Here is a 23151-nt window from a genome sequence, read left to right on the forward strand (position 1 = left end):
AATATAATATGTCTGGTGGCGATAGCGAAGAGGTCACACCCGTTCCCATACCGAACACGGAAGTTAAGCTCTTTAGCGCCAATGGTAGTTGGGACTTTGTCCCTGTGAGAGTAGGACGTTGCCAGGCAAATAAAAAGACTAGTCATTCAATGACTAGTCTTTTTTGTTTCTAAAAATTACAGCATGAATTTAACTTTTAAATTATGTTACACTATAGTGGATTCATTTAATTTTTTATTATAAAAGTTCTTTTTGACGTTGTAAGAAACTTCTTTCGAACTGGAGGCTGCATTTTGGGTAAGAAATCAAAAAAAGTACTATATGAATTACAAGAAAATGAAACGATCGCAAGTTGTTTAGATCGGATGAAAAAAGATGGGTATATGCCCGTTCGACGAATGGAAAAGCCTATCTTTGAAGAAAAAGAAATAAATGGTAAAAAAGAGTATGTTCCAGTAAGACAACAGATTGTTTTTGAGGGTAAAAGCCTCTAAATACGAACATTTTAATGATAAAAATAGTAAATATTCGATTTTTGGGTTGACTTTTTTCTGGTTTGGCTGTTATTATTAAGTTGTCAATTGAGATATCCGAAACCTCATATAATAGTGGGAATATGGCCCACGAGTTTCTACCCGATGACCGTAAATCATTGGACTATGAGGAGAGTACAATTACTAAATAGGTAAACATGATTCCTTTTCAAAAGGAATATTGATACATGGAACCTAGGGTAGTTGTGGCTTTCCTTTAGTGAGCCATAACATACCCTAGGTTTTTTTATAACGTGAAAAAGGAGCTTTTATTCATGAATGTAAAAGTTGCTGTTGTAATGGGCAGTCAGTCAGACTGGAGCACTATGAAATATGCGTGTGACATTTTAGATGAATTAAATATTGAATATGAAAAGAAAGTTGTATCAGCACATCGAACGCCGGATTATATGTTTGAGTACGCTGAAACTGCTAAAGAACGAGGTATTAAAGTTATTATTGCTGGCGCTGGTGGCGCTGCTCACTTACCTGGTATGATTGCTGCAAAAACAATTTTACCTGTAATAGGTGTACCGGTTAAATCAAGTAACTTAAACGGTTTAGATTCACTTTTATCGATTGTTCAAATGCCAGGCGGCGTACCGGTAGCTACAGTAGCTATTGGAAAAGCTGGTTCTACGAACGCTGGCCTGCTAGCAGCACAAATCTTAGCAACACAGGATCCAACGTTAAGTGATCAACTTGAAAATCGTAGAGAGTCTATTAAATCATCTGTGTTAGAAAGTAGTGATCAACTTGTCTAATTTACTTATACCTCCTGGTAAAACAATTGGAATCGTAGGCGGTGGACAGCTAGGAAGAATGATTGCACTATCTGCTAAAGAAATGGGTTATTACATTGCAGTGCTTGAACCAACAGAGGATTCTCCTTGCGGTCAAGTAGCAGATATCAAAGTCGTTGGCAACTATGATGATAGAAAAGCAGTTGAACAGCTTGCTGAAGTGTCAGATGTCATCACCTATGAATTTGAAAACGTTGATGTTGAGATGATGAAATGGCTAGAAACAAAATGCTACGTGCCACAGGGCAGTCATTTGCTAGCCGTTACACAAAATCGTCGTTTAGAAAAAGAAATGATTACAAAACTTAATCTAGACGTTCCTGATTACGCAATCGTTACGACTGAAGAAGAACTTTTAAAAGCTGTCGACACAATTGGTTATCCATGTGTCGTAAAAACTTGCCGAGGCGGATATGACGGTAAAGGGCAAGTTCTAGTGAAAAATGAGAATAATATTCGTGAAGCAGCTGAGCTATTAGCACAATCGGAATGTATTGTAGAACAATGGATGAACTTAGATAAAGAAGTATCAGTTATTGTACACCGCAATGCAAAAGGCGAAACGGTATGCTTACCAGTAGCTGAGAACATTCATAAGCATCATATTTTGCACCAAACGATTGTTCCGGCACGTATTACAGCAGATCAAGAAGCGAAAGCTCTTCAATATGCGCAAGAAATAGCAAAAGGATTAGATTTAGTTGGTACATTAGCAGTTGAGATGTTCCTAACTGAAGAAGGTCAGCTTTATATAAATGAAATGGCACCTAGACCTCATAATTCAGGTCATTATTCAATCAATGCTTGTGATCTTTCTCAATTTCAGCAGCATGTAAGAGCCATTTGTAACTGGACCCTAGCACAGCCGACTTTATTAAAACCTGCTGTTATGGTTAACCTATTAGGGGAACATATTGAGAACACAATGGCAAAAATCGAATGTTTAAATGATATGCACTTGCATTTGTACGGAAAAAAAGTTGCAAAAGAGAAGAGAAAAATGGGACATATCACGGTATTAGCTGATAAGATAGATGAGGCGATAGAAAAAGCCGAATCTCTAGGAATTTGGGAAAGAACGGAGGAAGTAACAACATGATTGAGCGTTATACAAGACCAGAAATGGCAGCTATTTGGACAGAAGAAAATAAATTTAAAGCTTGGTTAGAAGTTGAAATTCTAGCTTGTGAAGCATGGTCAGAATTAGGACATATTCCGAAAGAAGATGTAAAGTTAATTCGTCAAAATGCATCTTTTGATATTAACCGCATCAATGAAATTGAACTAGAAACGCGTCATGACGTAGTAGCTTTCACTCGTGCAGTATCTGAAACGCTTGGCGAAGAACGCAAGTGGGTACACTACGGTTTGACTTCAACTGACGTAGTTGATACAGCTCTATCTTATTTATTAAAACAAGCTAATGAAATCTTACTAAGTGACGTAGAGCGCTTTGTAGAAGTACTAAAAGAAAAAGCTCAGGAACATAAGTATACGGTTATGATGGGACGAACGCACGGTGTACACGCTGAGCCAACGACATTTGGTTTGAAAATGGGATTATGGTACGAAGAAATGAAGCGTAACCTAGAGCGTTTAAAACGTGCTGCAGCTGAAGTGGAATTCGGTAAAATGTCAGGAGCAGTTGGAACGTTCGCTAACATCGATCCTTTCGTTGAAAAATACGTATGTGAGAAGTTAGGGATTTCACCAGCACCAATCTCTACGCAAACATTACAGCGTGACCGTCATGCACACTATATGTCAGTACTAGCGTTAATTGCGACATCTATTGAGAAATTTGCAGTAGAAGTTCGCGGTCTTCAAAAAAGTGAAACACGTGAGGTTGAAGAATATTTTGCAAAAGGTCAAAAAGGATCATCTGCAATGCCTCATAAACGTAATCCAATCGGTTCTGAGAACGTAACAGGACTTGCTCGCTTAATTCGCGGCTATATGGTTACAGCTTATGATAATGTACCACTTTGGCATGAACGTGACATCTCTCATTCATCAGCAGAGCGTGTCATCTTACCTGATGCAACAATTGCTTTGAATTACATGTTAAATCGTTTTGCAAACATTGTTAAAAACTTAACAGTATTCCCTGAGAACATGAAGCGCAACATGGATCGTACACTAGGATTAATTTACTCACAGCGTGTACTGTTAACACTAATTAATAAAGGCATGGTACGTGAAGAAGCATACGACTTAGTACAGCCAAAAGCAATGGAAGCATGGGAAACGCAAGTTCCTTTCCGTTCTTTAATTGAAGGCGAAGAGCGTATTACTCGCCACTTATCACCAGAAGAGATTGAAGATTGCTTCGATCATAAGCACCATTTAAAAAATGTAGACATGATTTTTGAACGTTTAGGTCTTTAATAAAAAAGGCAAGGCACGTCCTTGCCTTTATCTAAGAAAGTGTATCTGAATATTCTGTATGTAGAGGTGACAGCATGGAAAAGCAAGAGTTACTTTATGAAGGAAAAGCGAAAAAAATTTACGCTACTGATGAGCAAGATGTATTGTGGGTTGCTTATAAAAATGAAGCTACAGCATTCAACGGTCAGAAAAAAGCAGAGATTAGCGGAAAAGCACAGTTGAACAATCAAATCAGTAGTTTACTATTTTCAATGTTACATGAGCAAGGGATTACAACTCACTTTGTGAAGCAGATTTCAGATTATGAACAAGCGGTTAAGAAAGTAGAAATTGTCCCGCTTGAAGTCGTTGTACGAAATGCTACAGCAGGAAGCCTTGCGAAGCGAATTGGCGTAGAAGAAGGTATTCGTTTTGAACAGCCAATCGTTGAACTTTACTACAAAGATGATGCGCTTGGTGATCCATTAATTCTTGCAGAACATGCGATTTTCCTTAAGGCTGCAACTCAAGAAGAGATTGATAGTTTAAAGGCACAAGCACTTCAAATCAATGAAGTATTATCGAAATTTTTCAAAGATAAAGATATTTTCTTAGTGGATTTTAAATTAGAATTCGGCCGTACTTCTCAAGGCGACATTATTTTAGCGGATGAAATTTCACCTGACACTTGCCGCTTCTGGGATGTTCATACGAACGAAAAATTAGATAAAGATGTATTCCGCAGAGACTTAGGCGGTTTAACAGAAGCATACGAAAAAATCTTACAGCGAATCGGAGGATAACCCAACCATGTATAAAGTAAAAGTATTTGTCACATTAAGAGAAAGTGTATTAGACCCTCAAGGAGTAGCCGTTAAAAATTCATTGCACCGTATGTCTTATGAAGAAGTACAAGAAGTACGCATCGGTAAATTTTTAGAGCTAACAATCGACAGCACAGATTCATTAGATGAGCGCGTAAAAGAAATGTGTGAAAAGCTTTTAGTTAATACAGTAATTGAAGATTACCGTTACGAGGTTGAGGAGGTTGTCGTACAGTGAAATTTGCTGTAATTGTTTTTCCAGGATCAAACTGTGACGTAGATATGTATCATGCTATCAAAGATGAGCTTGGTGAAGAAGTAGATTACGTTTGGCACGATACAGAATCATTAGATCAATATGATGGTATCCTACTTCCAGGTGGTTTCTCATATGGAGATTACCTTCGTTCAGGTGCTATCGCTCGCTTCTCAAATGTAATGGACGCTGTAAAAAAAGCAGCAAGCCAAGGGAAACCAGTACTAGGTGTATGTAATGGATTCCAAATTTTATTAGAAGCAGGACTACTGCCAGGTGCTATGCGCCGTAATGAAAACTTAAAATTCATCTGTAAAACAGTGAATTTGAAAGTAGCTAATAACGAAACAATGTTTACAAATGCTTATGGCAAAGATGAAGTAATTGCTATTCCAGTGGCACACGGTGAAGGCAACTACTATTGTGATGAACACACGTTACAAAAATTGATTGAAAACAACCAGATTCTTTTCCAATACGCAGGTGATAATCCAAACGGAAGTCTTCAAGATATTGCAGGGATTACGAACGAAACAGGCAACGTATTAGGAATGATGCCTCACCCAGAAAGAGCGGTAAGCGATCTTTTAGGAAGCGCGGACGGACTTAAATTATTTCAATCAATCGTAAAGCAGTGGAGGGAACAAAATGTCGTTACTTCTTGAACCAAATGTAGAGCAAATTAAAGAACAAAAGTTATATCGAGACATGGGATTAACAGACGAAGAGTTTGCGAATGTAGAGCAATTGCTTGGTCGTACTCCTAACTATACAGAAACAGGCTTATTCTCTGTTATGTGGTCAGAGCACTGTAGTTATAAAAACTCTAAGCCTGTACTGAAAAAATTCCCTATCACGGGTGAAAAAGTATTACAAGGTCCTGGTGAAGGAGCGGGTATCGTTGATATCGGCGACAACCAAGCCGTTGTATTTAAAATCGAAAGTCATAACCATCCATCAGCTATTGAACCTTATCAAGGAGCAGCAACTGGTGTAGGTGGTATCATTCGTGACGTCTTTTCAATGGGAGCAAGACCGATTGCACTTTTAAACTCTTTGCGTTTTGGTGAATTAACATCTCCAAAGGTTCGTCATTTGTTTGAGGAAGTAGTAGCGGGAATCGCAGGTTATGGTAACTGTGTAGGAATCCCAACAGTAGGCGGAGAAATTCAGTTTGAAGCTTCATATGAAGGGAATCCGCTTGTTAACGCTATGTGTGTTGGTTTGATTAACCATGAAGACATTCAAAAAGGTCAAGCTAAAGGTGTTGGCAACACGGTTATGTACGTAGGAGCAAAAACGGGACGCGACGGTATCCACGGCGCAACATTTGCTTCTGAAGAACTGTCTGATCAGTCAGATGAAAAACGTCCTGCTGTACAAGTAGGAGATCCATTTATGGAGAAACTTCTTCTTGAAGCTTGCTTAGAGCTTATCAAGTGTGACGCTTTAGTTGGTATTCAAGATATGGGTGCTGCGGGCTTAACAAGTTCTTCAGCAGAGATGGCAAGTAAAGCAGGTTCTGGTATTGAAATGAACCTTGATCTTGTACCTCAGCGTGAAACAGGTATGACACCATATGAAATGATGCTTTCAGAATCTCAAGAGCGCATGCTCATCGTTGTTGAAAAAGGCCGTGAAAATGAAATCGTAGAAATCGTTGAAAAATACGGATTAGAAGCTGTTTCAGTTGGTCACGTAACCGACGATAAGCGCCTTCGTTTAACTCATAACGGAGAAGTAGTAGCAGATGTTCCTGTAGATGCATTAGCAGAAGATGCACCGGTATACCACAAACCATCTCAAGAACCAGCATACTATCGTGAGTTCCAAGAGCAGTCAGCATACGCTCCTACTGTTGAAAATCACAGTGATATGTTAGTAACACTTTTAAAACAGCCTACTATTGCAAACAAAGAGTGGGTTTACAATCAATATGACTATCAAGTGCGTACAAACACAGTTGTATCTCCTGGATCTGATGCTGCGGTTGTTCGTGTACGTGATACAAATAAAGCATTAGCGATGACAACAGACTGTAACTCTCGCTATTTATACCTAGACCCGGAAGTAGGCGGCCGTATTGCGGTGGCAGAAGCTGCTCGTAACCTTGTATGTTCAGGTGCACAGCCTCTTGCGATTACAGATTGCTTAAACTTCGGTAACCCTGAAAAACCAGAAATCTTCTGGCAAATTGAAAAAGCAACAGACGGTATGAGCGACGCTTGCCGTGAGCTATCGACTCCGGTTATCGGCGGTAACGTATCTCTTTACAATGAAACAAAAGGTGAAGCAATTTACCCAACTCCTGTTATTGGAATGGTTGGTTTGATCGACGATATTAACCATATTACAACTCAATATGCGAAGCAAAAAGATGACTTAATCTATGTTATTGGTAAAGCTGAAGCAGAATTCGCAGGTACTGAACTTCAAAAAGTACTAGAAAACGGTACGGTATTCGGCCGTTCACCTAAATTAGATTTAGCAGTTGAAAAAACACGTCAAGATCAGCTTCTTCAAGCAATTCGTGAAGGTGCAGTTCAATCTGCTCACGATATTGCAGAAGGAGGATTCGCGGTAGCCCTAGCTGAAAAAGTGATGAACGGCAGCGGATTAGGTGTGAACGTAACGGTAAACGGCGAAGCAACAGCAGAGCTATTCAGTGAAACACAATCACGCTTTATCGTAACGGTTTCACCAGAGAATAAAGAAAAATTCGAAATGCTTGTACAAGATGCAACATTAGTAGGACGCGTAACAGAAGACGCAACATTAACTGTTAAAAATCAAGAAAATGTTCTTGTTCAATTACCAGTTGAAGAATTAACTACTGCTTGGAAAGGAGCGCTTCCATGCTTGCTGAAATCAAAGGCTTAAACGAAGAATGTGGCGTATTCGGTGTATGGGGACATGAAAATGCAAGCCAGATTGCTTATTACGGTTTGCATAGCTTGCAACACCGCGGACAAGAAGGCGCTGGTATTGCTGTAACAGACGGTGAAAAAGTGACAGTAATGAAAGGTGTCGGTCTTGTTAACGAAGTATTTGGCCACGGAGAGTTAGAGCAATTAAACGGTAAAGCAGCAATTGGACACGTTCGTTATGCAACAGCTGGAGGAGGAGGGTTTGAAAATGTTCAACCCCTTCACTTCCGCTCTCATAGCGGAAGCATTGCGTTAGCTCATAATGGAAACTTGGTTAATGCAAATGCATTAAAGCATCAGCTAGAAAACCAAGGGAGTATTTTCCAATCGACATCTGATACAGAAGTACTTGCTCATTTAATTAAACGAAGCGGCTATGAGGATATGAAAGATAAAGTGAAAAATGCTTTATCAATGGTTAAAGGCGCATACGCATTCGTTATTTTAACAGAAGAGGCTATGATGGTTGCACTTGACCCTCACGGATTGCGTCCGTTATCGATTGGACGATTAGGTGATGCCTATGTAGTAGCTTCTGAAACATGTGCGTTTGATATTGTTGGAGCAGTTCATGAGCGTGATGTAGAGCCTGGCGAATTACTCATTATTAATGATGAAGGTATCCAATCAGAGCGATTCACATTAAACGTAAACCGTGCAATTTGCAGTATGGAATATATTTATTTCTCAAGACCAGATAGTAATATTGATGGGATTAATGTTCACTCTGCTCGTAAAAATTTGGGGAAACAACTTGCAGTTGAGTCACCGATTGAAGCAGACGTTGTAACAGGAGTTCCGGATTCAAGTATTTCAGCAGCGATCGGTTTTGCAGAACAGTCAGGTATCCCATACGAATTAGGTTTAATTAAGAATCGATACGTAGGCCGTACATTCATTCAGCCTTCACAAGAATTGCGTGAACAAGGTGTAAAAATGAAGCTGTCTCCAGTACGTAAAATTGTAGAGGGTAAACGTGTTGTCATGGTAGATGATTCTATCGTTCGCGGCACAACAAGCCGTCGCATTGTTCGTATGCTTCGGGAAGCAGGAGCAACTGAGGTACATGTACGCATCAGTTCACCACCTATTAAAAATCCATGTTTTTATGGAATTGACACGTCGTCATCCTCTGAGCTAATTGCTGCTACGCGCTCTGTTGAAGAAATTCGTGAATTGATTGAAGCTGATTCACTTGTTTTCTTAAGTAACGAAGGATTAGTAGATGCAATCGGCAGAGAGTATGAAGGCAACGGCGGACAGTGTATGGCATGTTTCACTGGAAAGTATCCAACTGAAATTTATCCAGATACTGTACACCCTCATGAAAAGGTAACTTGTTAGTTTTAACGTAAAAAAGGAGTGACAACATGTCATATTCATATAAACAAGCTGGAGTTGACTTAGAAGCAGGATATGAAGCTGTTTCACGTATTAAAAAGCACGTAGAACGCACTGCTCGTGCAGGTATTATGGGAACAGTCGGCGGCTTTGGCGGAATGTTCGATTTATCTACATTGAATTTAAAAGAACCTGTTCTTGTTTCTGGTACAGATGGAGTAGGAACAAAATTGAAACTTGCTTTTCAAATGGATAAGCATGACACAATCGGTGTGGATGCAGTTGCCATGTGTGTAAACGACGTGTTAGCACAAGGAGCAGAGCCTCTTTACTTCTTAGATTATATTGCTTGCGGGAAAGCAGTTCCTGAAAAAATTGAATCAATTGTAAAAGGGATTGCAGACGGCTGTGAACAATCCAACTGTGCGTTAATTGGCGGAGAAACAGCTGAAATGCCAGGTTTATACGAAGAAGATGAATATGATCTTGCAGGGTTTACAGTAGGAGCAGTAGAAAAGTCAGAAATTATTACTGGAGATAAGATTAAGGCTGGTCAGCTGTTGATTGGTATCTCATCTAGCGGTATTCACAGTAATGGCTACTCTCTTGTACGTAAAATTGTTGATGATCAAGGGTTAAATCTGCACGAAACTTACGCTGGTTTTAATGAAAAGCTTGGAGTTGAGTTATTAACGCCAACAAAAATATACGTGAAGCCGGTTCTAAAAGCACTACATGCAGCTAAAATTGCAGGTATGGCTCATATTACTGGCGGTGGATTTGTTGAAAATATCCCTCGTATGCTTCCTGAAGGTTTAGGTGTAGAAATCGATTACGGTTCTTGGCCAATTCCATACGTGTTCGATTTCCTTGAAGAGCAAGGCAAGCTAGACCGTAAAGAAATGTTTGAAGTATTCAACATGGGAATCGGATTTGTTTTAGCTGTTGAACCCGAAGATATGAATAAAGTCATTGAAGCAATTGAAAACGAAGGCGAAAAAGCATTTGTTATCGGACGTGTAAAAGAAGGAACAGGTGTTGAATTTGCTGGAGGGACGTTTGCATGATAAATATTGCAGTGTTTGCTTCTGGAAACGGCAGTAACTTTCAATCCATCTACGAAGCAACTCAGTCAGGTCGATTAAAAGCAAATATTGCGTTTGTTGTTTGTAATAAACCGGATGCATACGTAATTGAACGAGCAAAAGCATGTGGAATACCATGCTTTGTTTGTTCTCCTAAAAACTATGAAAATAAAGAAGCGTATGAAGCAGCAATTCTTGCAGAGCTTACATCAGCTAAAGTAGAATTTCTTGTTTTAGCAGGATATATGCGATTAGTTGGTTCGACGTTGCTTAAGCCATACAAAAATCGTATTGTTAATATTCATCCGTCGCTTTTACCTGCATTTCCTGGTATTGATGCTATTGGTCAAGCTTTTGATGCAGGAGTAAAAGTGATTGGAATTACCGTGCATTTTGTAGATGAAGGAATGGATACAGGACCAATTATTGATCAGCAGGCTATTCGCATTGAAAAAGGCGATACAAGAGAAACAGTTGAGGCCCGTATTCATGAAATTGAGCATCAATTTTACCCCGCGGTACTGAATGAATTATTTGAACAAGCCGCAGTTAAATAAATAGGATGTAACCTTGTCAAAAAAGTTTCAACCCTTTACTATGGTAGAGTAGTAGTGAAAGAAAGATTTTAAATGAGAGATCGGATCAGGAGGAGTTTACAAAATGACAGCAAAACGCGCACTTATTAGCGTATCTGATAAAGAAGGTATTGTTTCATTTGCACAAGAATTAAAGGACTTAGGAGTAGAAATTATTTCAACTGGCGGTACAAAACGTACGCTAGAAGAAAACGGCATTGACGTTATCGGAATTTCTGAAGTAACTGGTTTCCCAGAAATTTTAGACGGTCGTTTAAAAACATTGCATCCTAATGTTCACGGTGCTTTATTAGCGTTACGCGATAATGAAGAGCATCAAGCACAAATGAAAGAGCATAATATCTCGCCAATCGACTTTGTAGTTGTAAACTTATACCCATTTAAAAAGACAATTGAAAAAGAGGATGTAACGCTTGCTGAAGCGATTGAGAATATTGACATCGGTGGACCTACAATGCTTCGTTCAGCTGCGAAAAACTATCGTTCTGTCTCAGTTGTAGTAGATCCAAGCGATTACGCAACCGTAGTAGAAGAGTTAAAAGCTGATGGCAATGTGTCATTTGAAACCAATCAACGATTAGCAGCAAAAGTATTCCGTCATACGGCAGCTTATGATGCATTAATCGCTGAATACTTAACAAAGATTACAGGTGAAACAACTCCTGAGAAATTAACAGTAACGTATGAGCGTGTTCAAGGCTTACGATACGGAGAAAACCCTCATCAACAAGCTTCTTTCTATAAAAAGCCATTAACACAAAAAGGTTCTATTGCAACAGCTACGCAGCTGCATGGAAAAGAGTTATCATACAATAATATCAACGATGCAAATGCAGCTCTTCAAATCGTAAAAGAATTCAAAGAGCCGGCTATAGTAGCGATTAAACATATGAATCCTTGCGGTGTAGGTGTAGGTGAGACAATTGCTCAAGCTTATCAAAAAGCATACGAAGCGGATCCTACATCTATCTTTGGCGGCATCGTAGCAGCTAACCGCCCTATTGATCGTGAAACGGCTATTCAGTTAAAAGAAATTTTCTTGGAAATCATCATTGCTCCTGCGTTTGATCAAGAAGCATTAGATGTATTAACAGCTAAGAAAAACCTTCGTTTACTAACGATAGAACTTGATGAAAAAGCAGAAAAAGAAGCTTTCTTAACATCTGTAAAAGGCGGCGTTCTTGTTCAGGATGAAGACGTATTCGGATTTGATGATGCAACGATTACTGTTCCAACGAAACGTGAGCCAACAGAAAAAGAGTGGGCAGATTTAAAATTAGCATGGAAAGTTGTTAAAAATGTTAAGTCTAATGCTATTGTACTTGCAAAAGATGACATGACAATTGGCGTAGGTGCTGGTCAAATGAATCGCGTGGGCGCTGCAAAAATTGCGATTGAACAAGCTGGTGAAAAAGCACAAGGTTCAGCTTTAGGTTCAGATGCTTTCTTCCCAATGGGCGATACAGTAGAAGCAGCAGCTAAAGCAGGAATTACAGCTATTATTCAGCCAGGCGGATCAATTCGTGATGAAGAGTCAATTGCAAAAGCGGATGAATACGGCATTGCAATGGTATTTACAGGCGTAAGACATTTTAAACATTAATGAGGTGAAGAACGTGAATGTTTTAGTTATTGGAAAAGGCGGAAGAGAGCATACAATTGCATGGAAAGCTTCAAAAAGTCCACTTGTTAACGAAGTGTTTGTAGCACCAGGAAATCCAGGCATGAGAGATGTTGCAACGATTGTACCAATCGATGAAAGCAGCCAAGAAGAGCTTGTGCTATTTGCAAAAGAAAATAAGATTGGATTAACAATTGTTGGACCAGAAAATCCGCTAATTGAAGGCATTGTTGATCGATTTGAACAAGAAGGTCTTCCAGTCTTTGGACCGCGCAAACAAGCAGCGATGATTGAAGGAAGCAAAAGCTTTGCAAAAGAGCTCATGAAAAAGTATGATATTCCAACCGCAGCGTATGAAACATTTACGTCTTACGAGGAAGCAAAAGCATATGTGGAAAAGCAAGGCGCTCCAATTGTTATTAAAGCAGACGGCTTAGCGGCTGGAAAAGGTGTAACTGTTGCTTTAACAGTGGAAGAAGCTGTAGACACATTACGTGATTTTCTAGTTGACCAAAAATTTAAAGAAGCAAGTACAAAAGTAGTTGTAGAAGAATTTTTGGACGGTGAAGAATTTTCATTAATGGCATTTGTACGCGGTACGAATGTGTATCCAATGGTAATTGCACAAGATCATAAGCGTGCTTTTGACGGCGATCAAGGTCCGAACACAGGCGGCATGGGAGCTTACTCTCCTGTTCCGCAAATCAGCGATGCAGAAGTACAAGAGGCTGTAGAAAACATCTTACTTCCAATGGCTAAAGGATTAGCTGAAGAAGGCTGTGAATATACAGGAATTTTATACGCTGGTCTAATTCAAACACAAAAAGGACCAAAAGTGATTGAGTTTAATGCGCGTTTTGGAGATCCTGAAACACAGGTTGTACTGCCGCGTATGAAAAGCGATTTAGTCGATGTGCTTCTTCGCATTTTGAAAGAAGAAAAAGTAGAAATTGAATGGGATGACGAAGCGGCTATCGGAATTGTATTAGCAGCAGCCGGTTACCCAGAAGATTATCAAAAAGGCGCGCCAATTAACGGGTTGGATGCGATCAGTGAAGACGCGCTTGTTTTCCACGCTGGTACAGCTTTAGAAAACGACACATACGTCTCAAACGGCGGCCGCGTTCTATTAGTAGGTGCTAAGGGAGCAACACTTCAAGAAGCACAGCAAGAAGTATACAAACAAATGGCTCATATCGATGTAGAAAAAGGCTTTTTCTATCGCAAGGACATCGGCCATCGTGCATTAACAAAAGCAGCTTTAAAATAAAAAAGGAGAGCTCCGGCTCTCCTTTTTACCTTATGAAGGATTATATGTTTCTTCATTTCCATTTGGATGGTGTTCATGTTCATCGTGTTTTTGACATGAATCATATGAGTACGTAAGGGGGCAAAAACGCGTGATGCCTTCTGCAACTTTTAAAGCTCCCATTAACCCTAAGAAGATGTATGAATTTTTGTACGGTCTACGAGATAAACGAGATGTGGTCCAAGAAAGAAGGGTAAAGCCTAGTGTAAGTCGAATTAATGCGTTAACAATGCCGATATTCGGTTTCATGTTTTATCACCTTTATTCATAAAATTAATAACAGTTTCTGAATGCGTTTACATCACGGATGTGTTACGATAAAAATACATAGTAAATTAGGGGGAATTTAGCATGCCGGAACAAAGATACCGCTGGAAGAGCAAACATATTAGACAGCAGCTTTTAGTATTAAACGGTCAAAAAGCACCAACTATTGTCTTAAAAGATGCAACATATTTGAACGCTCGAATGAAGCAGTGGAAAAAAGCACATATTTGGGTTTACCAAGATCGTATTGTATACGTTGGCGCAGAGATGCCTAAGCACACAGACGCTTCTACAGAGATTATAGACTGCCGTGAGAAATATGTGGTTCCTGGGTATATTGAGCCGCATGTTCACCCATTTCAGTTATATAATCCCCAGACTTTTTCCCAATATGCAGCCAAGCATGGAACAACGACTTTATTTAATGATAATTTAATTCTCGCTTTACAGCTTGAACAAAAAACGGCATTTTCATTGATTGAAGAAATGAAAACGTTACCACAGTCGCTGTATTGGTGGTGCAGATTTGATTCCCAGACGGAAATTGATGAAGAGGCTGATATCTTCTCGCATACGAACATTACTTCTTGGCTACAAAATGAAGCTGTCTTACAAGGAGGCGAACTGACAAGTTGGCCGAAGCTTTTAGACGGAGATGATTTAATGCTTCACTGGGTTCAAGAGACAAAACGGATGAGGAAGCATATTGAAGGACATTTTCCAGGGGCGTCAGCATTTACCTTGGCAAAAATGAAATTGCTCGGGGCAGACAGCGATCATGAGTCTATGACAGGGGAAGATGTTGTTGCTCGGTTAACGCAAGGGTATGACGTCGCTTTGCGCCACTCTTCGATTCGGCCAGATTTGCCAAAATTGCTGCAGGAGTTAAAAGAGCTGCAGGTAGATTATTTTGACCATATTACGATGAATACAGACGGCTCTCCGCCTTCGTTTTACCAAAATGGGGTGTCAGATATGTTAATTACATTAGCTATTTCAGAAGGGGTTCCCGTGTTAGATGCTTATAATATGGTGTCTGTAAATATTGCTCGCTATTATAATATGGAACATTTGCACGGGCATGTAGCAACGGGATGTGTGGCTAATATTAATATTTTAGAAGATCCGATGCAGCCTACCCCGATATCTGTGTTAGCAAAAGGAAAGTGGATGAAAAAAGAAGGTAAAGAACAAGCGGTAGCCTCAGTAGAATTTCCGTGGGAAAAGTTTGGTTTTTCACCGTTAAAGTTAGACTTTGATTTAACGATGGACGATTTTCAATTCTCAATGCCAGTAGGCGTAAAAATGAAAAATGCCGTTATTATGGAGCCGTATTCAATTCACTTAAATGTGAGCGGAGATGTATTAGCTTCTGACCATGATGAAAGCTTCTTAGTGCTGGTGGACCGAGAAGGCAAATGGCGGATCAATACGCTTTTAAAAGGATTTGCCACAAATGTATCGGGACTGGCGAGTTCGTTTTCAAATACAGGTGATTTTATTTTAATTGGAAAATCGAAAAAAGATATGATGTGTGCATTTAAACGTATGAAAGAAATTGGAGGCGGTATTGTCATTACAGAAGATGAGAAAGTAGTATATGAACTGGATCTTCCGTTAAAAGGAGTCATGTCGAATCTGCCGATGGAGGAGTTAAGTAAACGGGAGGTGGAACTCAAGAAAGTGTTAGGTGAACGAGGATACAAACACGATGATCCTGTCTATTCACTGCTGTTCTTTTCGTCTACACATTTGCCTTATATTCGTATCACGCCAGTAGGAATTTATGATGTTATGAATAAAAAAGTACTTTTTCCGTCTATAATGCGTTAAAATATAAAAGTATCAAAGGAATTTGAAATTTGTATGAAATTGGCTGTCTTCATACAGAATGAATGTATGTGCAAATAAATATAGAAACTGTATTTTATAGATAGAAACAACCAGTAAAGAAAGCCAATGATAAAGGAGTTCGATACGATGCAAATCAACAAACTACGAGGAAAAGAATTAGATCAGCTATTTCAAGCGATTTTATCATTAGAAAACATTGAAGAATGCTATCAATTTTTTGATGACCTATGTACAGTTAATGAAATTCAATCATTAGCACAGCGCTTAGAAGTAGCAAGAATGCTAAGAGAAGGCAACACGTATCATAAAATTGAGACGGAAACTGGAGCAAGCACAGCCACTATTTCCCGTGTTAAACGCTGCTTGAATTATGGAAGCGATGCGTATCAAATGGTGTTAGAACGCCTTCAAGAAGATTCAAACCAAAAATAAAGCGTATGGCTGAAGCAGCCATACGCTTATTTTTTTAATTAAAATTGAGTTGCTTCTTCAATGATATTTTTAAGGTCGCTAATCGCTACACGTTTTTGTTCCATTGTGTCGCGGTTACGGATTGTTACTTGATTGTCTTCTAGTGAATCAAAGTCGAATGTAATACAGAACGGCGTACCAATTTCATCATGGCGACGATAACGTTTACCGATTGAACCAGCATCATCATAGTCAATCATAAAGTATTTTGCTAAATCTTCAAAGACAGCGCGAGCTTCGTTAGAAAGCTTTTTAGAAAGTGGTAATACAGCAGCTTTAAATGGTGCTAAAGCAGGGTGAAGCTGCATAACTGTACGAGAAGAGCCATCTTCTAACGTTTCTTCTTCATACGCATCAATCATATAAGCTAATGTTACACGGTCAGCACCTAAAGAAGGCTCGATGCAGTAAGGTACATAGCGTTCGTTTGTTTCTTGATCAACATATTGGAAGTCTTCTCCAGAGTGTTCCATATGCTGCTTTAAGTCGTAGTCTGTACGAGAAGCTACGCCCCATAGTTCGCCCCAGCCGAATGGGAACTTGTATTCAAAGTCTGTTGTTGCATTACTGTAGTGAGAAAGTTCATCATCATCATGGTCGCGAAGACGAACGTTTTCTTCTTTCATACCAAGAGAAAGAAGCCATTTGTTACATGTTTCTTTCCAGTAGTTAAACCACTCTAATTCAGTACCAGGTTTACAGAAGAATTCAAGTTCCATTTGTTCAAATTCACGCGTACGGAATGTGAAGTTACCAGGCGTAATTTCGTTACGGAAGCTTTTACCCACTTGGCCGATACCGAATGGCAGCTTTTTACGCATTGAGCGCTGAACGTTTTTGAAGTTTACGAAAATACCTTGAGCTGTTTCAGGACGAAGGTAAATTTCATTTGTTGATGTTTCTGTTACACCTTGGTGAGTTTTGAACATTAAGTTAAATTGACGAATTTCAGTGAAGTTAGCTGAACCACACTCAGGACATGTAATTTCGTGTTCTTTAATTAAGTCAGCCATCGCATCAAATGAAAGGCCGTCTACGATCATTTCAATGCCTTTTTCTTGAAGTTTTTCTTCAATCAACTTATCGGCACGGTGACGAGCTTTACAATCCTTACAGTCGATCATTGGGTCATTAAAGTTTCCTAAGTGACCAGAAGCTTCCCATGTTTTTGGATTCATTAAAATCGCAGCGTCTAAGCCAACGTTGTATGGAGATTCTTGAATAAATTTTTTCCACCATGCTTTTTTAATATTGTTTTTTAATTCTACGCCAAGCGGGCCGTAATCCCATGTATTTGCAAGACCGCCGTAAATTTCAGAACCTTGAAATACAAAACCGCGATGTTTAGCGTGAGATACGATTTGATCCATTGTTTTTGACATTCTAATTCCTCCTGTAAATGGTAGTGATTCAAGCGAAACAAAAAGAGCGGGTACAAAAAAACTCTCGTCCCTGGGCATATCAACAATATGCCCAGGGACGAGAGTTTTTCCCGCGGTTCCACCCTGGTTGATACAAAATGTATCCACCTTCGTCTGTATATACTCCAGATTGCCTTTTCCTTAAATCATTCTCTAGGCTCCCACCGTCCCTAGTTCGCTTTGTGAAGAGGATTTAAGTACTATTGATCCTTCAGCGTATATCATATAAATTTTAGTAGCTATATATTAGCATATCCTATGCAGAGAAACAATAACCTTGTGCAAAATGGGCTTTATTTGTGATGTTTTTTCCGGAATTCAAGGATAAAATAGTATCTTTCGTACATATTTTTTGAAAACAAAAAACGTAATGAAAAGTTGGGTTTTCCTTTCATTTCACCCTCTTAGTTTTGTTATAATGAACAAATGGACGAGCGCGAACTTTTAAGTGTAAAGAAATGGAGGAACACGTATGTATGATATTAAAGAGTGGAGACATGTCTTTAAATTAGATCCCAATAAAGAGATTTCAGATGCAGATTTAGAAAAAATTTGCGAGTCAGGCACGGATGCGGTTCTTGTAGGAGGGTCTGACGGAGTGACTCTAGACAATGTGCTGCAGCTGTTAATGCGTATTCGCCGCTACACCGTGCCATGTGCGCTAGAAGTATCAACAATTGACTCTGTAACACCTGGTTTTGATTCTTACTTTATTCCTACTGTTTTAAACAGCAAAGACCCAAAATGGATTGTTGATTTACATCATGCGGCGATGAAGGAATACGGAGAGATCATGGACTGGGATGAAATTTTTGTAGAAGGATACTGCGTCCTTAACCCGGAAGCAAAAGTAGCTGCGCTAACGGAAGCGAAAACTGATTTGAACGCAGAAGACGTTGTAGCGTATGCTCGTATGGCTGAACGCATGTTTCATTTGCCCGTTTTCTATCTAGAATACAGCGGAACGTATGGAGATCCTGCATTAGTGACAGAAGTGAAAAATTCGCTAAATGAGACGAAGTTATTTTACGGCGGGGGTATTGTGACAAAAGAGCAAGCGAGTGAGATGGGAGAGCTAGCGGATACGGTTATCGTAGGAAATGTTATTTATACGAATTTATCTGAAGCGTTAAAAACTGTACAAGCGGTAAAAAAGAATATTGCACAGTGAAAAATAAATGAAGTAGAATAGAGAATATATGTTCGATATAGGCGGTGAAAACGTGAATTTTTTAAGTGAAAAATTATTAACAGGACTAAACCCTCAGCAGCAAGAGGCAGTTAAAACAACAGACGGACCATTATTACTTATGGCCGGTGCAGGAAGTGGAAAAACACGTGTATTAACGCACCGAATTGCGTTTTTAATGGCGGAAAAAGAAGTTGCGCCTTGGAGTATTTTGGCGATTACCTTTACAAACAAAGCAGCTCGTGAGATGAGAGAGCGTGTGGCAAGTATCGTTGGTGGAGTAGCGGAAGATATTTGGATTTCAACGTTCCACTCGATGTGCGTGCGTATTTTAAGAAGAGACATTGATCGTATTGGCTTTAATCGTAACTTTACGATTTTAGATTCAACGGATCAGCTGTCCGTTATTAAAAACATTTTAAAAGATCAAAACATCGATCCAAAAAAATTCGATCCGCGCTCGTTATTAGGAAGCATTAGTTCAGCTAAAAATGAACTGAAAGTAGCAGAAGAATTTGATAAAACAGCAGCGGGACCATATGAAGAAGTTGTAAGTAAAGTCTACAAAGAGTATGAAAAACGTTTAAAGAAAAACCAAGCGCTCGATTTTGATGATTTGATTATGACAACGATTCAGTTATTTAAACGAGTTCCTGAAGTGTTAACTTACTATCAGCGCAAGTTTCAATATATTCATGTGGATGAGTATCAAGATACAAACCATGCACAATATATGCTGGTTCGCTTGCTAGCTGCACGGTTTGAAAATGTGTGCGTAGTAGGGGATTCAGATCAGTCTATTTACCGCTGGCGCGGGGCTGATATTACAAATATCTTGTCATTTGAAAAAGATTACCCAAAAGCCAAAACCATTTTGCTTGAACAAAATTATCGTTCAACGAAAACTATTTTGGCTGCGGCAAACGGCGTCATTGCAAACAATATGAATCGTAAAGTGAAAAACTTATGGACAGAAAACGATGAAGGCCAGAAGATTTATCATTATCAAGCAATGAGTGAGCATGATGAGGCACAGTTTGTAGCAAGTAAAATTAAAGAAGCAGTAGACAGCGGAAAACGTAAATACAGCGATTTTGCCATTTTGTATCGTACAAATGCACAGTCTCGTGTGATGGAGGAAGTGCTGTTAAAATCCAATATTAATTATGCAATTGTCGGCGGCATTAAGTTCTACGACCGCAAAGAGATTAAAGATTTACTTGCGTACTTGCGCTTAATTGCCAACCAAGATGATGACATTAGCTTAGCTCGTATTGTGAACGTTCCAAAGCGCGGAGTTGGAGCTACTTCAGTCGATAAAGTGGCCAATTACGGAAACGTTCATGACATTTCTATTTTCAAAGCGCTGGATGAAGTAGAATTAATGGGGTTAACAGGCAAAGCAACAAAGGCTCTTCGTGATTTCCAATCGATGATTTCGAACTTAGCTCAAATGCAAGACTATATGTCTGTAACAGAGCTTGTGGAACAGGTGTTAGAAAGAACAGGGTACCGTGAAGCGCTTAAAGTTGAAAAAACAATTGAAGCACAAAGCCGCTTAGAGAATATTGACGAGTTTTTATCTGTAACAAAAACGTTTGAAGAAGCAAGCGAAGATAAAAGCTTAGTAGCATTTTTAACCGATTTAGCGCTTGTTGCTGATATCGATAAGCTTGACGACGAGGAAGAAGAAGAGAACGAACAAGTAATTCTGATGACGCTTCACTCGGCAAAAGGTCTAGAGTTCCCGGTTGTTTTCCTAATGGGTATGGAAGAAGGCGTATTCCCTCATAGCCGATCATTATTCGAAGATAATGAAATGGAAGAAGAACGACGCTTAGCCTATGTAGGCATTACACGTGCTGAACAAGAATTGTATTTATTAAATGCTCAAATGCGTACACTATTTGGTAAAACAAACGTCAATCCAAAATCGCGCTTCATTGGAGAAATCCCAAGCGAGCTTGTGGAATCTTTAAATGAAACAATGCGCAAACCTGCTGCTGGTCGTTCAGGGGCTTCATCTTCGCCGTTTGCAGCGCGCCGACAAGCGGCCGTGGCAAAAACGAAGCTTGTGTCAACAGGCAGTGAATCAATTGGGTGGAGCGTTGGAGATAAGGCCGAGCATAAAAAATGGGGAATTGGTACAGTTGTAAGTGTAAAAGGAGAAGGAGACTCAAAAGAATTAGACATTGCTTTTCCTAGTCCTATAGGTGTAAAAAGACTGCTTGCTAAATTTGCCCCGGTTACGAAAGTGTAATCGTGAAAAGGAGCTAGAATATGGAGTTTGAGACAGCAAAATCACGCGTTCAAGAATTACGTGACTTATTAAATCAATATGGTTATGAATATTATGTGTTAGATCAGCCATCTGTTCCAGATGCAGAATACGATAAATTAATGAATGAGTTAATTGAGATAGAAGAATCATTTCCAGAATTAAAAACAGCTGACTCACCTACTCAGCGCATCGGCGGCCAAGTGCTCGATGCGTTTGAGAAGGTTCAGCATCAAACGTCTATGCTAAGTTTAGGAAATGCATTTAATGAAGAAGATCTTCGGGATTTTGATCGCCGAGTGCGCCAAGCCGTTGAAGACGAGTTTTCTTATGTATGTGAACTTAAAATTGACGGTCTTGCTGTATCTCTTCGTTATGAAGATGGATACTTAGTGCTGGGTGCTACGCGCGGAGATGGTACGACTGGTGAAAATATTACTGAAAACTTAAAAACAATTCGATCGATTCCTCTGCGAATTAAAGAACCATTATCAATGGAAGTTCGCGGAGAAGCATTTATGCCTAGAAAATCATTCGAAGCACTTAATGAAGCAAAAATGGAAAACGATGAAGTTCCGTTTGCTAATCCGCGTAACGCAGCTGCCGGCTCACTGCGTCAGCTAGATCCTAAAGTTGCGGCAAAACGTAATTTAGATATCTTTGTATATGCCATGACCGATACAGGAGAATTAGAAATTGACTCTCACAGTGAAAGTTTGAATTTACTGGATGAGCTTGGTTTTAAAACTAATAAGGAAAGACAGACGTGTGAAACCATTGACGATGTGATTGCTTACATCGAAAGCTGGCAAACGAAACGTCCGGAGCTATCTTATGATATTGATGGCATTGTTGTAAAAGTAGATTCATTTGATCAGCAGGCTGAGCTTGGAACAACAGCTAAGAGTCCACGCTGGGCTATTGCTTATAAGTTTCCTGCTGAAGAAGTTGTAACCAAGCTTGTAAATATTGAGCTGACGGTAGGGCGAACAGGTGTCATTACGCCAACAGCTATCTTAGAGCCGGTTCAAGTAGCAGGTACGACGGTACAGCGTGCGTCTCTTCACAATGAAGATTTAATTCGTGAAAAAGATATTCGCATCGGAGATTTTGTAGTGGTAAAAAAAGCAGGAGATATTATTCCTGAAGTAGTGAATGTGATTGACGAGAAGCGAACGGGAGAAGAGCAAGAGTTTACCATGCCTACTCACTGTCCGGAATGTGAAAGTGAACTGGTGCGTTTAGAAGGAGAAGTGGCGCTTCGCTGCATTAATCCAAGCTGTCCTGCTCAAATTCGTGAAGGACTTATTCATTTTGTATCCCGAAATGCGATGAACGTTGATGGACTTGGTGAAAAAGTTATATCACAATTATTTCGCGAACAGTTAATTAAAGATGTAGCGGATATTTATACGCTGACAAAACAGCAGTTAATCGAGCTTGAGCGCATGGGGGAAAAATCTGCTGATAATTTGATTGCGGCCATCGAAGCATCTAAAGAAAATTCGCTTGAGCGTTTGCTTTTTGGTTTGGGCATTCGCCATGTCGGAGCAAAAGCTGCCAAGACGTTAGCTCAGCACTTTGAAACCATAGACAAGTTAACAAAAGCAACGTATGATGAATTAGTGGCAATTAATGAAATTGGTGCCAAAATGGCTGATGCTATTGTCGCTTACTTTACACAAGAAGAGGTTCAAGAACTTATACATGAATTAAAAGAGTATGGAGTAAACCTTACATACAAAGGACCCAAGCTTGTAAGTGTAGAAAATGTAGATTCTGTTTTTGCTGGTAAAACCGTTGTATTAACAGGTAAGCTTGAACAGCTATCTCGCAATGAGGCAAAAGCACAAATTGAAGCACTTGGCGGTAAAGTCACAGGAAGCGTAAGTAAAAAGACAGACCTTGTTGTGGCAGGGGAAGAGGCTGGTTCCAAACTGACAAAAGCTAACGAGCTTGAGATTGAAGTATGGGATGAGGCAAGGCTACTTACGGAATTAAATAAATAA

At 39.5% G+C, this 23151-nt stretch carries 20 protein-coding genes, 1 rRNA gene and 1 riboswitch; of the genes, 19 read left to right on the top strand and 2 right to left on the bottom strand.

The features are described 5' to 3' along the window. Nucleotides 1-11 precede the first annotated feature (11 nt). The 14 genes from rrf (at nucleotide 12) to purD (ending at nucleotide 13623) form a co-directional block, all read left to right on the top strand. Nucleotides 12-127 (top strand): 5S ribosomal RNA (gene rrf / locus M3225_RS22900). 166 nt (nucleotides 128-293) lie between these two features. Beyond that, nucleotides 294-494 (top strand): NETI motif-containing protein, encoded by a 201-nt coding sequence (locus tag M3225_RS22905; protein ID WP_057240125.1) that lies wholly within the window; start codon nucleotides 294-296, stop codon nucleotides 492-494. Nucleotides 495-578: 84 nt separating this feature from the next. Next, nucleotides 579-680, top strand: a riboswitch (purine riboswitch). Nucleotides 681-808: 128 nt separating this feature from the next. After that, complete coding sequence (purE, locus tag M3225_RS22910) at nucleotides 809-1297, top strand: 5-(carboxyamino)imidazole ribonucleotide mutase (RefSeq protein ID WP_013055034.1); 489 nt, start codon at nucleotides 809-811, stop codon at nucleotides 1295-1297. Continuing rightward, nucleotides 1290-2435, top strand: a complete 1146-nt coding sequence (gene purK / locus M3225_RS22915) for a 5-(carboxyamino)imidazole ribonucleotide synthase (protein ID WP_251397915.1) — start codon at nucleotides 1290-1292, stop codon at nucleotides 2433-2435. The genes purE and purK overlap by 8 nt, the downstream gene beginning before the upstream one ends. After that, nucleotides 2432-3724 (top strand): adenylosuccinate lyase, encoded by a 1293-nt coding sequence (gene purB, locus M3225_RS22920; RefSeq protein WP_028412532.1) that lies wholly within the window; start codon nucleotides 2432-2434, stop codon nucleotides 3722-3724. Before purK ends, purB begins: the two co-directional genes overlap by 4 nt. A 74-nt stretch (nucleotides 3725-3798) precedes the next feature. Further along, complete coding sequence (purC, locus tag M3225_RS22925; RefSeq protein WP_251397918.1) at nucleotides 3799-4506, top strand: phosphoribosylaminoimidazolesuccinocarboxamide synthase; 708 nt, start codon at nucleotides 3799-3801, stop codon at nucleotides 4504-4506. A gap of 7 nt (nucleotides 4507-4513) precedes the next feature. Then, nucleotides 4514-4765, top strand: a complete 252-nt coding sequence (gene purS / locus M3225_RS22930) for a phosphoribosylformylglycinamidine synthase subunit PurS (RefSeq protein WP_014461938.1) — start codon at nucleotides 4514-4516, stop codon at nucleotides 4763-4765. Beyond that, nucleotides 4762-5448, top strand: a complete 687-nt coding sequence (gene purQ, locus M3225_RS22935) for a phosphoribosylformylglycinamidine synthase subunit PurQ (RefSeq protein ID WP_013055039.1) — start codon at nucleotides 4762-4764, stop codon at nucleotides 5446-5448. The genes purS and purQ overlap by 4 nt, the downstream gene beginning before the upstream one ends. Further along, nucleotides 5432-7663 (top strand): phosphoribosylformylglycinamidine synthase subunit PurL, encoded by a 2232-nt coding sequence (gene purL, locus M3225_RS22940; RefSeq protein WP_251397937.1) that lies wholly within the window; start codon nucleotides 5432-5434, stop codon nucleotides 7661-7663. The genes purQ and purL overlap by 17 nt, the downstream gene beginning before the upstream one ends. Beyond that, the gene (purF, locus tag M3225_RS22945; RefSeq protein WP_251397951.1) at nucleotides 7639-9054 is read left to right on the top strand and encodes an amidophosphoribosyltransferase; all 1416 of its coding nucleotides are present in this window, start codon (nucleotides 7639-7641) and stop codon (nucleotides 9052-9054) included. The genes purL and purF overlap by 25 nt, the downstream gene beginning before the upstream one ends. Before the next feature lie 26 nt (nucleotides 9055-9080). Beyond that, complete coding sequence (purM, locus tag M3225_RS22950) at nucleotides 9081-10118, top strand: phosphoribosylformylglycinamidine cyclo-ligase (RefSeq protein WP_251397964.1); 1038 nt, start codon at nucleotides 9081-9083, stop codon at nucleotides 10116-10118. Continuing rightward, the gene (gene purN / locus M3225_RS22955) at nucleotides 10115-10693 is read left to right on the top strand and encodes a phosphoribosylglycinamide formyltransferase (protein ID WP_251397980.1); all 579 of its coding nucleotides are present in this window, start codon (nucleotides 10115-10117) and stop codon (nucleotides 10691-10693) included. Before purM ends, purN begins: the two co-directional genes overlap by 4 nt. 103 nt (nucleotides 10694-10796) lie before the next feature. After that, nucleotides 10797-12335, top strand: a complete 1539-nt coding sequence (purH, locus tag M3225_RS22960) for a bifunctional phosphoribosylaminoimidazolecarboxamide formyltransferase/IMP cyclohydrolase (RefSeq protein ID WP_251397997.1) — start codon at nucleotides 10797-10799, stop codon at nucleotides 12333-12335. 13 nt (nucleotides 12336-12348) lie between these two features. Next, entirely contained in the window at nucleotides 12349-13623 is a 1275-nt protein-coding gene (gene purD / locus M3225_RS22965) for a phosphoribosylamine--glycine ligase (protein ID WP_251398011.1), read from the top strand. Nucleotides 13624-13653: 30 nt separating this feature from the next. Here purD and M3225_RS22970 read toward each other — a convergent pair whose 3' ends face one another. Continuing rightward, nucleotides 13654-13911: a YgaP family membrane protein gene (locus M3225_RS22970; RefSeq protein WP_251398014.1), complete on the bottom strand. Its 258-nt coding sequence runs from the start codon at nucleotides 13909-13911 to the stop codon at nucleotides 13654-13656. Between the two features lie 102 nt (nucleotides 13912-14013). Between M3225_RS22970 and M3225_RS22975 the strand changes: the two genes are divergently transcribed. Further along, the gene (locus M3225_RS22975; protein WP_251398030.1) at nucleotides 14014-15762 is read left to right on the top strand and encodes an adenine deaminase C-terminal domain-containing protein; all 1749 of its coding nucleotides are present in this window, start codon (nucleotides 14014-14016) and stop codon (nucleotides 15760-15762) included. Nucleotides 15763-15909: 147 nt separating this feature from the next. Then, nucleotides 15910-16215 carry a YerC/YecD family TrpR-related protein gene (locus M3225_RS22980; RefSeq protein WP_013055048.1) on the top strand — a complete coding sequence of 102 codons (306 nt, stop codon included), beginning with the start codon at nucleotides 15910-15912 and terminating at the stop codon, nucleotides 16213-16215. Between the two features lie 38 nt (nucleotides 16216-16253). On the opposite strand, the gene M3225_RS22985 is transcribed toward M3225_RS22980, so the two are convergent. Beyond that, on the bottom strand, nucleotides 16254-17636 hold the full coding sequence (locus tag M3225_RS22985) for a glycine--tRNA ligase (protein WP_013055049.1): 1383 nt from the start codon (nucleotides 17634-17636) through the stop codon (nucleotides 16254-16256). A gap of 511 nt (nucleotides 17637-18147) precedes the next feature. Between M3225_RS22985 and M3225_RS22990 the strand changes: the two genes are divergently transcribed. From M3225_RS22990 to ligA, 3 genes are read left to right on the top strand one after another with little or no spacing between them, the layout of a single operon-like run. Next, nucleotides 18148-18846 carry a heptaprenylglyceryl phosphate synthase gene (locus M3225_RS22990; protein WP_251398033.1) on the top strand — a complete coding sequence of 233 codons (699 nt, stop codon included), beginning with the start codon at nucleotides 18148-18150 and terminating at the stop codon, nucleotides 18844-18846. Nucleotides 18847-18898: 52 nt separating this feature from the next. Further along, nucleotides 18899-21124 (top strand): DNA helicase PcrA, encoded by a 2226-nt coding sequence (pcrA, locus tag M3225_RS22995; protein ID WP_308215766.1) that lies wholly within the window; start codon nucleotides 18899-18901, stop codon nucleotides 21122-21124. 20 nt (nucleotides 21125-21144) lie between these two features. Further along, complete coding sequence (gene ligA, locus M3225_RS23000; RefSeq protein ID WP_251398039.1) at nucleotides 21145-23151, top strand: NAD-dependent DNA ligase LigA; 2007 nt, start codon at nucleotides 21145-21147, stop codon at nucleotides 23149-23151.

It is taken from the genome of Priestia aryabhattai, from assembly GCF_023715685.1.
Taxonomy (GTDB): domain Bacteria; phylum Bacillota; class Bacilli; order Bacillales; family Bacillaceae_H; genus Priestia; species Priestia aryabhattai_B.